Raw genomic sequence first — 13,187 nt, 5'->3', positions numbered from 1 at the left:
CGAGTAATTAACTAACGCATCTGAATCGTCATATTAGGTGTCGCTGACATCCCTGGGTCAAACCAGCGTGCTGTAATGGTTTTTGTCTCAGTATAAAAGCGTACTGCTTGTTTACCATAAGCGTGTTGATCACCATAAAATGACTGTTTCCAGCCTGTAAAAGAAAAGAACGGCAGTGGCACAGGAATAGGCACATTAATACCCACCTGCCCTACTTCAATATAATGCTGAAAGTGTCGTGCAGATAAACCTGAAGATGTAAAAATTGATGTGCCATTACCATACGGGTTTTCGTTAATAAGCTGAATAGCATCATCCAGAGATTTAACCTGCATACAAAGCAAAACTGGGCCAAATATTTCTTCTCGGTAAATGGTCATATCTGGTTTCACACCACTAAAGAGAGTAGGCCCAATCCAATTACCATCAGGATAGTCTGTCACACGACACTCACTACCATCCAACAGACACTGTGCACCCTCATTTTTTCCTTGTGCAATCAGCCCTAATACACGCTCTTTTGCTTGGGGTGATATAAGTGGCCCAAATCCTGCGGACTCATCATTCCAGATCCCTGGCTTCACTTTTGCCATCTCTTTTTGCAGGTCTTCAATCCAGCGCGCACTCTCACCCACAAACACTGCCACGCTGATAGCCATACAACGCTGACCTGCCGCCCCCACAGAAGATCCAACCAAGTTACTGATCACTTGGGCTTTATCAGCATCAGGCATCACTACCATATGATTTTTAGCGCCCGCAAAGGCTTGAACCCTTTTTAAATGAGAGGTTCCTGTCCGATAAATATACTGAGCAACAGGCACCGACCCGACAAAGGAAATGGTTTTAATCAACGGGTGATGTAATAAATGGTCTACCTGTGCTTTACGACCATGGACAACTTGTAGTAACCCAGGTGGAAATCCAGCCTCGGCAAATAATTCTGCTATTCGCATTGGGGTCATTGGGTCTTGCTCAGAGGGTTTGAGCACAAAAGCATTACCACAAGCAATCGCCATCGGAAACATCCACAGTGGAATCATCGCAGGAAAGTTGAAGGGTGTAATACCTGCACATACACCAAGCGGTTGAATATAACTATAAGTATCAATGCCACCCGCAACGTTTTCAGCTGTTTCCCCCATCAACAACGAAGGGATGTTACAGGCCTGCTCAACAACCTCGATACCACGCCAAACATCACCTTTTGCATCAGCAAATGTTTTACCTGTTTCTTGACTGAGTAACTCTGCAAGTTCATCGTGATGACTCTTCAAAAGTTGCTGAAAAACCATCATCAAACGAGCACGCTCAGATGGAGGAACATCCCGCCACTGATAAAAGGCGCTTTGTGCTGCATTAATCGCTTGCTCCATTTCAGCGTCAGTGGCTTCTGGTGCCTGAGTTAAAATTTCTTGTGTAGCAGGATTGATAACAGGAATCAGCTGATCTGACTGACTGGCTACCAGTTCATTATTAATAAAAAGAGGTAGGTTAACTGAAGGCATGACAACACCTTTATTCATTAATTATTGTTAGTGTTGATACTCAGAGACTACAGAGTACCCTGAAAAAGCGCTGATAAAGATGGTCAGTTGTATCATGCAATTGTTACAGTAAGGATGGATGATTTTATTATGTGAATGGACTTTTTAACTACCGTGTCTATAGTAAGCTATGCCTTAACCTCAAACTGGCCACTCAACCAAACCAGTATTCGATGGATCATTCCTGATGCCATCATTAAACAGCTCAGTACTCACCCCCTGAGTGAAGATTGTTTTCCATTAGGTTATGGTTACTACCCTTCAGCCAGCTGCCATCAAATGGAAAGAGCCTCACCCGTAGATCATCTACTTATCTATTGTCATCAAGGCTGTGGTTGGCTAAGCATTAACCGACACATTGTCCAAGTGAGGACTGGTGATGTTTTACTATTACCTCGAAGTATTCCTCATGCATATGGTGCCGATAAAAAGAACCCTTGGAGTATCTTCTGGGTTCACTTTGAAGGGAAAAAAAGTGACGTTTTTATGGACTATCTCCAATCCACTCTGATATCCACCCACTCTACCTTTCATCAATATTGTAAGCCTTGTGGCCTGTCCAGTTATTTACTGGCACAGTTTGATCAGCTTTTAAGCATCCAGGATAGTGGACAACAATGGCAACGATATATCTATGGCACTAAACTTTTACAACAGTTACTCACTTACCTCCCCATTCTACTAGCAAAGCCGAATAGTTCTACAGGGTTCAACCTCGCCACACTACAGCTATACATGGAAAGTAAAATTCACCAAGGCCTAACCTTGAGAGAACTAGCACAACAAGCTAATTTATCACCCTCTCACTTTAGTCGACAATTTAAAGCTTTAACGGGATACGCCCCCTTACACTACTTCAATCAGTTAAAAATTCAGCGAGCATGCTACCTATTAGATGTAAGTGACAAGCCCATTGCCGCTGTAGCTCAACATGTTGGCTTTAACGATGTTTATTACTTTTCCCGGCTGTTTAAAAAGCTCACAGGAATAGCCCCCAGCCAATACCGCCACTTACAGCGACAATCTCTTCAACAAGAGCAAACTAAGCCTGAGCGTAAACCATCTGTTCCATATGAATAGGTAACTGCCAGTCAACCGGTGTCTTACCTTGTTGCTGCAAATACTGATTGGCTTGAGAAAAATGTCTACCCCCTAAAAAGCCTCGATGTGCAGATAAAGGGGATGGGTGAACGGATTTCAACACTAAATGTTTGGATGTATCAATAAAGCTTCCTTTCTTTTGAGCATAAGCTCCCCAGAGCATAAACACGATACCTTCTCGAGACTGGTTAAGCGCACTAATCGCATGGTCAGTAAACTGTTCCCAACCGCGCCCCTGATGAGCAGCTGCCCGTCCTTGCTCCACCGTTAACACGCTATTCAGCAACAATACACCTTGCTTTGCCCACCCTTCCAAACAGCCATGTTGAGGCGGAGTAACACCTAGATCTTCCTTCAGTTCTTTATAAATATTGATCAGTGAGGGTGGGATCTTTACCTTGGGTCTGACAGAAAAGCATAGTCCATGAGCTTGATCTGGGCCGTGATAAGGATCTTGCCCCAAAATAACGACTTTGACATCATCAAATGGTGTCAGCGAAAACGCTTGAAAATATTCACTGCCTTTTGGAAAAAGAACTTTACCTGCTTGCTTTTCCGCAACTAAAAAGGCTTTAAGCTGTTGCATATACGCTTTGTTAAACTCTCCACCTAGTACTTTCTTCCAGGACGGTTCCAGTTTTACTTCCGTCATCAATCACCTCTACCGAATCAACAAAGCTGCTATTATACGTTTATAATCAAAAAGTAATGAAGTAATGGACTCAATAGGATGAAAGTTCTTTAGGCTTCATTACCAATACTAACTTAATGAAAACTCAATAATAAGTTTCAAGGCTGAAGTACACAAGAAAGCCAGCGTAAGTTGTCGTCTTTTTCTATGACTATCTTCGCTGAAAACAAATAAGGCTGTAACGTTTGTATGGCTTCACTGGATATTATTGAACAAGCTTTAACTGAAAAGTTAATTGATTCACCTTTTGACTTTCCACAACTACCCTCACATACCCTTACGGTTAGGCAGTTAGCCGCCAAAAGTAGTGTACATTTAAATGAAATTGTTTTACTTATTGAGCAAGATAAAGGCCTTAGTAAGCACCTGGAAAAGCTGGCAGACTCACCTCTCTATCGACAGCCACTCCCTCCTTATGATTTAAAGGGAGCCATTGTCCGCATTGGTATTAAAGCCACCAGCAATGTCATTTTAACCTATGTGCTCAAAAATTTATTCACTTGCCAGACATATATGGCTCGTAAATATCAAGGTGAAATATGGCAGCACAGCCTGGTTTTTGCGGCCCTTAGCTCCATACTAGCGAAACATGTAGGTACTATTGATACAGACAAAGCGTTACTCAGCTCATTACTACAAGATGTAGGTAGTCTGTTTTTAGTTACACAGTTAGATGACTATCCAGACGTTGTGAGTGTTCCTCAAAATGTTCGTGTTCTTTGTAACCAGCTGAACCGAGTGCTTGGTACCAAGTTGATTGATTCCTGGCAGTTACCGAACTCTTTCAACAATGTCATTAAGACTAAGGATTTCTGGGCTTTTTCTGCCAGTAAAAAGTATAACCTGATTGATCATACCCTGATTGCACGCTACCTATTTCTATATCAAAATCCAAGGACTAAACCTACACCAGAGTTATCCTCTCTAGCAAGTTTTCAAAAATCTCCTTTTCAATACTGGCGCCATGCCGATCCCATGCGCATTTATGCAACAATTTATGCAGAGACCACTCAACTAGTTGATATGCTGGGTGGAAATGCAAAAGGCATTCTGATTCCTCCACCCCGCAGTGCATTTGGAAAATATTGAGTCCTCATTTTTCTCAAGTGTAACTAACAACGCACGGCCCGCTGTTTTTTATCAACCAAAACCCCCACATTATCCTTTTGTTTTTTATGGCGTAATAACAACACACCTTGTACACATTGTGCTGTATAATCTGCGGGAATATGAGATAGCTTGGTCTCAGATTCTCCAGGTAACTGCTTGATCAAGTTAAACTCAGACAAATAAATAGAATCTGCTTCAGATGAATGCCGTAAATAACCATTCTTTTCTAAAGTTACGATAGTAATAATAAGGGTTATAAGAGCTACACCTATTAACTGCCAGGAATGATTTATTTTCACAAACACCCACCTCTCGATACTGCTTTTTCTTTACAACGTTTATTTATAATTATACTTACAGAACAATTCACATCATTACTGTAAGCATCCCCTAAACCCAATAAAAACTAACTTATAACAAATTTAATAACTAATCTTTAGCACATTAACTTTCACCCATATCGCTACCACCGCGAGCAGGTGCATGCGCCAGAATACGATCAGCTAACCGAGAAAAAGGTAAACTTTGTAACCACACACTGCCTGTTCCAGATAACGTGGCTAACACAATGCCTTCCCCACCAAACAGCATACTTTTTAAACCACCGCTTAACTGAATGTCATAGTCAATACCTTCAGAAAAAGCGGCTAAACAGCCTGTATCAACACGCAGTGTTTCATTGTTGAGTTCCTTACGGATAACTGCCCCACCCGCGTGAATAAAGGCCATACCATCACCTTCCAAGCGCTGTAAAATAAACCCTTCTCCACCAAAAAAACCTGCACCCAAGCGTTTATTAAATGCAACACTTAGCTTAGTACCTAAGGCGGCTGCTAAAAAAGCATCTTTTTGACACAATAAGCGCCCACCAATTGAGTTCATATCCACAGGAATAATAGCCCCTGGATACGGAGCAGCAAATGCCACACGCCGTTTCTCAACACCTTGATTGCTAAAGTGCGTCATAAACAGTGACTCACCTGTCAACATCCGCTTACCAGCCCCAAATAATTTACCAATCATTCCTTGGTTTGCACTTGAGCCATCCCCCATCTTGGTTTCAAACTCAATGTCCTGCTCCATGTAATTCATGGCACCGGCTTCTGCAATAACCGTTTCACCAGGATCTAACTCTATCTCCACCATTTGTAAATCATGGCCAATAATTTCGTAATCAACCTCGTGACAGTGCATCTGGCTATCCTCTATATATGAAATCATTACCCTGAAATGCTCATTATCATCCCTGATATTACTACAGTATGACGAACAGAAAAAAACATTTAACTTGAAGCATCCAAAGGAAAATTAAATAGAGGAGGAGATAAAACTATAATTGCAGCTTACTTAACAACATTTTTTTGAGTTTAATATAATACACTTACTTTGTTTAAGCGTGATCAATAAGCCCACAAAAAATGTCTATACAAAATATAGCGCACGAAGATTTGGTAAGTTATATAGAAAAAAATGAAACGAAATAGTTTTTATTTTAAAAGAGATAGAAACAAACATAAAAAAAGCGACACTACATTGCAGTATCGCTTGAGTTAAAAACAGCTTTTACAGCTAGCTTTCTGTTTTATCTGGTAGTTGTAAAATAAGCTGTAAATGACGAGTAAGTTTGTGCTTAATCTGTTCTTGTGTGATGGTTTCAGGATAACCCAATAATGCATCATACTCTAAACGTAAAATAACAGCTAAAGTCAGGTATGCATCTGTTTCAGGGTCGGATGTTTTTATTGCTTTAAAAAAGCGCGTTAAATCAACCAACATATTTTCCTGATGCAATCGAGCCAACTGACTCAAGCGCCCGTCTCTTAGCGACTCAAACTGAAAAGCCTGCTCCGCTAAAAGATAGTCACGGTGTTGCTCAATTTGCTGCATCAAATATTGAACACCCAGGTCAACTAAACGCATTTGAATAACACGTAAGTTCTCACCTGAGTTTGGCTCATTGTTTAATTGGGCAAATAAAACTTCTTCAGCACCATTCCAAAAACGGCGCATCGATTCTGCTCCAACATCAACAAAATACGTAAAGGTATCTGCGATAAGGTCATTTATATCCTTAAAATAATAGGTGGTTGCAGAAAGCGGGACATCAGCTTCTTTAGCAACCGCACGATGTCGTACTCCTCTGACACCTTCTCGAATAACCAGTCGTAATGATGCTTCAAGAATTAAACGACGGCGTTGTTCGCTGCCATTTCTCCGTGTTTTCCGTCCTTGATAGACGATAGTGCTAGGGGTTTCCCTAGAAGATAAACTCATTGTTTTCATCTCAACCACTGCAGTTTTGTTGGTATCGGTTTTTTCTGTTTTAAGTTATTAACAGCTACATATTACCTAAAAGTGACTCAACGTTCCTCAAAAAAATAGTCACTATTGCATTAAGTCATGCTTTTTCACACAGGTAAGAAGTATATGAATGATTTTTAATCAATCATTAACAAGATGGGAACAAGGACAGATTTTAACGTGATAAAAAAACACTTAGGAGGGGGAGGCACCCTTAAAAAGGGTGCACAGTTCACATTTTACTTGTGACATTCTGGACGCATGTGCGGAAAAAGTAGTACATCGCGAATAGATGGCGAATCTGTAAACAACATGACAAGACGGTCTATACCAATACCTTCTCCTGCGGTAGGTGGTAATCCATATTCTAGTGCACGAATATAGTCTTCATCATAGAACATTGCTTCATCATCACCCGCTTCTTTCTCTGCAACTTGTGCTAAGAACCTTTCAGCTTGATCTTCAGGGTCATTTAACTCAGAAAATCCATTAGCAATTTCACGACCACCGACAAAAAACTCAAAACGATCCGTCACAAAAGGGTTATTATCATTTCGTCTCGCCAATGGTGAAACTTCTGTAGGATACTCAGTAATAAATGTAGGCTGTTGCAAACGATGTTCAGCTGTCTTCTCAAAAATTTCAAGCTGAATTTTACCAAGCCCATAATTTTCTTTAACTTCAATACCCAATTTTTCAGCAACTTGTTTTGCAGACTCTCGATCTGCTAAATCAGCCTCAGAAATATTTTTATTAAAGTGAAGAACCGCTTCTACTACAGTCATGCGTTGAAATGGCTTGCTAAAGTCATATTCTTCGCCTTGATACTGCACAGTAGTATTACCCAGCACTTGCTGTGTAACTTCACGCAACATGTCTTCTGTTAAATCCATTAAATCATTATAGTCCGCATAGGCTTGGTAAAACTCAAGCATAGTGAACTCAGGATTATGACGCGTTGATAAACCTTCATTACGGAAATTACGATTAATTTCAAAAACCCGCTCAATACCACCCACAACTAAGCGCTTCAAATAAAGCTCTGGTGCAATGCGTAAATACATATCAATATCTAACGCATTATGGTGAGTGATAAAAGGCCTTGCAGTAGCACCACCAGGAATAACTTGTAACATAGGCGTTTCTACTTCCAAGTAGTATCTTTCCTGTAAGTAGTTGCGGATACAATCGATAACCTGAGACCGTATCTTAAACACTTCACGTGACTCGTCATTAACAATCAAGTCTACGTAGCGCTGACGATAACGAATTTCTTTATCTTCCAAACCTTTATGCTTATCAGGTAATGGGCGCAATGCTTTCGTTAGCAGCAATGCTTGTTGCATATCAACATACAAATCGCCTTTACCTGAACGCTGTAGTGTTCCCTCTACGCCAACAATATCCCCTAAATCCCAGCCTTTTATTTCATCAAGCTGCTCTTTGGCCAACGCTTTACGGTTGACATAAAGTTGGATTCTGTCACTGACATCTTGAATCACAATAAACGCGCCACGGTTAAGCATAACCCGACCAGAGACTTTAACCGTAATACTCTGTTCTGCTAAGGTCTGTTTATCTAGGTCCTTATACTTTTTCTGTAAATCACCAGCAAAACTGTCACGACGAAAAGTGTTGGGAAACGCATTGCGTTGTTTTCGTATTTCAGCCAATTTTTCTCGACGCTGAGCAATGAGTTTATTTTCATCTGATACTGTTACATCGGATTGCGTATCATCAGCCATGAGTGATTCCTGTATGCACTATAGGGGGGAAATAACCCCTCAAAAAGTTAACGACCTAAACAAAATAAGCGAGACCCATTTTCATCTCGCCTATTACAGCTTACCTCAAACAAGATAAATACCAAGTAACTGTACCCAGTCAATCTCACTTAGGATAAACAACTAGCGTATTTGCCCTACCGAACTCAACTATACAGCATTCTCTATCGCCTTCACTTAGAGAACTTTTTCGAGTAGTGAGTACACGGACAAAATATACGTTATAACCCCTGCTTTAAACTCGCTTCAATAAACCTATCAATATCACCATCTAACACAGCATTACAGTTAGAGGTTTCAACGCTCGTCCGTAAGTCTTTAATACGTGATGAATCCAGTACATAAGAACGTATCTGGCTACCCCAACCAATATCAGACTTACTATCTTCCAATGCTTGTTGCTCAGCGCTCCGCTTCTGCATCTCCAGCTCATATAATTTTGCTTTAAGCTGCTGCATGGCTTTATCTTTGTTCTGGTGCTGCGAACGCTGATTTTGGCACTGAACAACTATTCCAGAGGGCATATGGGTAATACGAATGGCTGAGTCAGTCGTGTTAACATGCTGACCACCAGCCCCACTTGAGCGGTAAGTATCAATTCGTAAATCTGCAGGATTTACTTCAATTTCAATATCGTCATCAATTTCTGGCGAGACAAATATAGAAGCAAATGAGGTGTGTCTTCTGTTACCAGAGTCAAAGGGTGATTTTCGCACTAACCGGTGAACACCCGTCTCTGTTCTCAACCAACCAAAGGCATATTCACCTGAAAATTGAATCGTTGCACTCTTAATACCCGCTACATCACCAGCAGATACCTCAACAAGCTCGGTTTTAAAGCCTTTACGTTCACCCCAGCGCAAATACATTCTAAGTAACATATTGGCCCAATCCTGAGCCTCAGTGCCTCCGGATCCCGCTTGAATATCCAAGAACGCATTATTAGCATCCATACGGCCAGCAAACATGCGACGAAATTCTAGCAGCTCAAGTTGAGATGCTAACCCTTCAAGTTCTTTTTCAACTTCAGCAACCGTATCTGCATCGTCTTCATCTACTGCCATTGTCAATAAATCAGATGCATCAGTTAGACCCTGAGTCAGTGTATCTATAGTATTCACAACAGTTTCTAACTGTGCACGCTCTTTGCCCAATTGCTGGGCCCGCTCAGGCTCATTCCATACTTCAGGGTCTTCCAGCTCACGCTCAACTTCAACTAAGCGCTCTTGCTTGTGAGCATAGTCAAAGATACCCCCTAAGCACTTCAGTACGTGCTTGTAAGTCCTTAATAGATTGTGTCAACGGATTAATTTCGATCATGCCGAACTCATATCTTCCAATGTTACTTTGACAAAGCTGACTATTTTAACGTAAGCCTGATGGTGAAGGAAATGCGCAAACTACGAAAGATCACAGATCAGTATCGTTATGTTCAGTTGCTTACAATAGGCTCAAGATAGTTAATCAACAGCTGTATATTTTGTTGCCCTTTATATTCATTTAAATCAAGCTGATAAACCACCCGCACCTGTTGTACATTCAAATTAGGCCAACATGCCAAGTCAACATTAAAAGCAATGCCATCTATATAATGTTCAGTACCAGGCAGCATCAAAACCAGTTTTAAGTGCTTTTGACCCACTAATCGCTGCTGAATAATCAAAAATTCGCCATAAAAGTTTGGCTCAGGAAAATGCTGCCCCCAGGGTCCGGCCTCTCTCAACATGGTTGCTGTATTCAACGAGAATTCTGCAGGTTGAAGTACACCATCTGTATGCAACTCTGCTTCTAGTTCCTCATCTGATAACCACTGCCGAGCAATATCATCAAATGCTTTCTTAAAATCAGGTAAATGTGCCGCTGGTAAACTCAACCCAGCAGCCATCGCATGTCCACCAAACTTACTCAGCAGCCCTGGGTGCTGACTGGCTATAGCATCCAATGCATCACGAATATGAAAACCAGGAATCGACCGAGCAGACCCCTTAACCTCATCACTATCGGCAGCTGCAAAAGCAATGACTGGCCGGTGTAAACGATCTTTGATTCGCGATGCTAGAATACCAATAACCCCCTGATGCCAGTTTTCATCATATAAGCAGACACCCACAGGAAGATCTTGGCTGTCATCCAGCTTAATTGCATCCAATGCTGCTAACGCCTGCTGCTGCATGTCAGCTTCAATTTGTTTACGATCCCGGTTTAAGTCATCTAGCTGGAGCGCAATCTCCCGAGCTAAGTAAGGGTCTTCCGTTAATAAACACTCAATGCCCAGTGACATATCATCTAACCGCCCAGCTGCATTTAAACGAGGGCCAAGCGCAAAACCCAAGTCTGCAGCCGTTAGCCGATGAGGTTTTCGTCCTGCTACTTCAAGTAATGCCATAATACCTGGACGAGCTTTTCCAGCTCGCATTCGACGTAAACCTTGGTACACCAACAGTCGGTTATTAGTATCCAAAGGCACCACATCAGCCACTGTCCCCAAAGCCACAATATCTAAATAGTGAGCAAGGTTAGGCTCTGGCCGATTATCGTTAAACCAGCCCTGTGCTCTTAATCCTGAACGAAGTGCCATTAATACATAATAAATAACACCAACACCTGCGGTATTTTTTCCAGTAAAATGACAGCCTGGCTGATTGGGGTTCACTATTGCATCAGCCATCGGCAGTTCTGTACCAGCTAAGTGATGATCCGTCACAAGTACCTTGATTCCGGCTGCTTTTGCTGCAGCAACACCACTAATACTGGAAATACCATTATCAACGGTAATAATAAGGTCAGGCTCATACTGCTTGGCTTCTTCAACAATTTCAGGAGACAAACCATAACCATAAGCAAAACGGTTAGGTACCAAATAGTTAACATTTGCTGCCCCCATCGCTTTCAGTAACAATACTGCTAACGCTGTACTTGTTGCGCCATCCGCATCAAAGTCACCAATAATCAGCAGCCGACTTTGCTTTTCCAGAGCTTCACACAGAATGTTTACTGCCTGGTCGAGTCCCTTTAATGAAGTAAAACTCATCAGCCCTTGTAAAGATCGGGGTAAATCTGCATTTGAGTAAACCCCTCGCGCCGCATAAATTCGTTGCAACAACGGGGGAACTTCATGACCAAATTTTAACTGTTGAGCATCGTAGTGACGGGTATTTATTTTTTTTTGCATGCCGATAAATTTAAGACCAGTGCACCCCTGAAATAGCCTCAATGGCTATCCCGGGGTAGGGTGAGATCAAACAATTAATTAAGTGGTCGAGCGTGCTTTACTACATAAGATTGGACTTCACTTAACTCATTTTCAATGACGATATAGCGCTCTTCCCGTTCATAAAGATCTGCCATTAAAGGTGGTAGCTCTGGTGAAGATAAACCAGCCTGCACCACCGCATCTGGAAACTTAACTGGATGCGCTGTCGCCAACGCAACCATTGGTAACTGCTTATCACGTTGACATGCCATAGCAGCCCGAACACCAATCGCTGAGTGAGGATCCAGCTTATATTGACAACGATGATAGACATCACCAATCGTTTGACAGGTTTCTTCATCACTCACACTGTAACTATCAAATAACTGTCGTGTTAACTCCCAACGCCAAGGATCAACGCTTAAGGTACCCTGTTGCTGAAAACTTGACATAAGCTGATCAATAGCAGCGCCATCACGACCATGCATATCAAACAACAAGCGCTCGAAATTGCTGGAAACCATGATATCCATACTGGGTGAAAGTGTTGGTGACAGAGCTTCTTTACTGTATTGGTTATTGACCATAAAACGATGCAATATATCATTGCGATTGGTAGCCACTAATAACTGATTAATGGGTAACCCCATATTACGTGCAACATAGCCAGCATAAATATCACCAAAATTTCCAGTGGGCACCGAAAAGGCAACGCTACGTTGTGGAGCACCTACAGCCAGTGCAGCATAAAAATAATAGACAACTTGCGCCATAATCCGTGCCCAGTTAATTGAGTTAACCGCCACCAAACGTGCCTTCCCTTGAAGAAAGCCTTGCTGTTGGAAACAGGCTTTTACCATTGCCTGACAGTCATCAAAATTGCCTTTAACCGCTAAATTATGCACATTCTCAGCTAAAACCGTTGTCATTTGGCGACGCTGTACTTCCGAAACGCGCTGATGTGGATGCAAAATAAATATGTCCACATTATCGCTATATCGACAACCTTCTATTGCTGCAGAACCTGTATCACCCGAAGTAGCGCCAACAATAACGGCTTTTTCACCACGTCTTGCTAACAAATAGTCCAGTAGCCGCCCTAATAACTGCAAAGCAAAATCTTTGAACGCCAGTGTTGGGCCATGAAATAACTCCAATACCCACTGGTTAGAATCCAACTGGGTCAGAGGTGCAATAGCTGAGTGATCAAATGCTTGGTAAGTGTCTTGTAGGATTTGGCGCAAATCATTTTGAGGAATAGCTTCGCCAACAAACGGAGTTATAATTTTCTCAGCTAATTGGGCATAAGATAATCCCCGCCAAGAAGCAATTTCTTCAAGTGTAAACTGAGGCCAATATTCTGGGACATACAATCCCCCATCACTCGCTAACCCAGTTAACAACACATCTTCAAACGCCAGGGCAGGGGCCTGCCCTCTTGTGCTAATATACTTCACCTT

Annotated in this window: 11 protein-coding genes; 2 read left to right on the top strand and 9 right to left on the bottom strand. The window is 41.8% G+C overall.

Annotated elements, in window-relative coordinates; translation table 11 throughout:
- Window positions 1–11 precede the first annotated feature (11 nt).
- On the bottom strand, window positions 12–1,508 hold the full coding sequence (locus KCG35_RS01295; protein WP_215817856.1) for a CoA-acylating methylmalonate-semialdehyde dehydrogenase: 1,497 nt from the start codon (window positions 1,506–1,508) through the stop codon (window positions 12–14).
- 153 nt (window positions 1,509–1,661) lie between these two features.
- Between KCG35_RS01295 and KCG35_RS01290 the strand changes: the two genes are divergently transcribed.
- Entirely contained in the window at window positions 1,662–2,627 is a 966-nt protein-coding gene (locus KCG35_RS01290; protein WP_215817855.1) for an AraC family transcriptional regulator, read from the top strand.
- Here the strand turns inward: KCG35_RS01290 and ung are convergent.
- The gene (gene ung, locus KCG35_RS01285) at window positions 2,590–3,300 is read right to left on the bottom strand and encodes a uracil-DNA glycosylase (protein ID WP_215817854.1); all 711 of its coding nucleotides are present in this window, start codon (window positions 3,298–3,300) and stop codon (window positions 2,590–2,592) included. The two genes, KCG35_RS01290 and ung, sit on opposite strands and share 38 nt — an antisense overlap.
- 228 nt (window positions 3,301–3,528) lie before the next feature.
- On the opposite strand from ung, the gene KCG35_RS01280 reads away from it, so the two are divergent.
- The gene (locus KCG35_RS01280) at window positions 3,529–4,428 is read left to right on the top strand and encodes an HDOD domain-containing protein (protein WP_215817853.1); all 900 of its coding nucleotides are present in this window, start codon (window positions 3,529–3,531) and stop codon (window positions 4,426–4,428) included.
- Window positions 4,429–4,451: 23 nt separating this feature from the next.
- On the opposite strand, the gene KCG35_RS01275 is transcribed toward KCG35_RS01280, so the two are convergent.
- The 7 genes from KCG35_RS01275 to thrC form a co-directional block, all read right to left on the bottom strand.
- Entirely contained in the window at window positions 4,452–4,748 is a 297-nt protein-coding gene (locus tag KCG35_RS01275) for a PA3694 family proteiin (RefSeq protein WP_215817852.1), read from the bottom strand.
- A 145-nt stretch (window positions 4,749–4,893) separates the two neighbouring features.
- Window positions 4,894–5,643 carry a TIGR00266 family protein gene (locus tag KCG35_RS01270; protein WP_215817851.1) on the bottom strand — a complete coding sequence of 250 codons (750 nt, stop codon included), beginning with the start codon at window positions 5,641–5,643 and terminating at the stop codon, window positions 4,894–4,896.
- 375 nt (window positions 5,644–6,018) lie between these two features.
- Entirely contained in the window at window positions 6,019–6,732 is a 714-nt protein-coding gene (locus KCG35_RS01265) for a TetR/AcrR family transcriptional regulator (RefSeq protein ID WP_215817850.1), read from the bottom strand.
- Window positions 6,733–6,989: 257 nt separating this feature from the next.
- A complete protein-coding gene (lysS, locus tag KCG35_RS01260) occupies window positions 6,990–8,495 on the bottom strand; it encodes a lysine--tRNA ligase (RefSeq protein WP_215817849.1) in 1,506 nt (501 codons plus the stop codon).
- Window positions 8,496–8,755: 260 nt separating this feature from the next.
- Window positions 8,756–9,854, bottom strand: a protein-coding gene (gene prfB, locus KCG35_RS01255) for a peptide chain release factor 2 (protein ID WP_230408933.1) whose coding sequence is annotated in 2 segments (ribosomal slippage) — window positions 8,756–9,778 and window positions 9,780–9,854 — 1,098 coding nt in all. Because the reading frame shifts where the segments join, the coding sequence is not laid out codon by codon here.
- A gap of 112 nt (window positions 9,855–9,966) precedes the next feature.
- Window positions 9,967–11,706 carry a single-stranded-DNA-specific exonuclease RecJ gene (recJ, locus tag KCG35_RS01250; protein ID WP_215817848.1) on the bottom strand — a complete coding sequence of 580 codons (1,740 nt, stop codon included), beginning with the start codon at window positions 11,704–11,706 and terminating at the stop codon, window positions 9,967–9,969.
- A 74-nt stretch (window positions 11,707–11,780) separates the two neighbouring features.
- Window positions 11,781–13,184 (bottom strand): threonine synthase, encoded by a 1,404-nt coding sequence (gene thrC / locus KCG35_RS01245; RefSeq protein ID WP_215817847.1) that lies wholly within the window; start codon window positions 13,182–13,184, stop codon window positions 11,781–11,783.
- Between the last annotated feature and the right edge of the window lie 3 nt (window positions 13,185–13,187).

It is taken from the genome of Zooshikella harenae, assembly GCF_018837975.1.
Taxonomy (GTDB): domain Bacteria; phylum Pseudomonadota; class Gammaproteobacteria; order Pseudomonadales; family Zooshikellaceae; genus Zooshikella; species Zooshikella harenae.
This window is presented reverse-complemented; position numbering and strand designations above follow the sequence as displayed.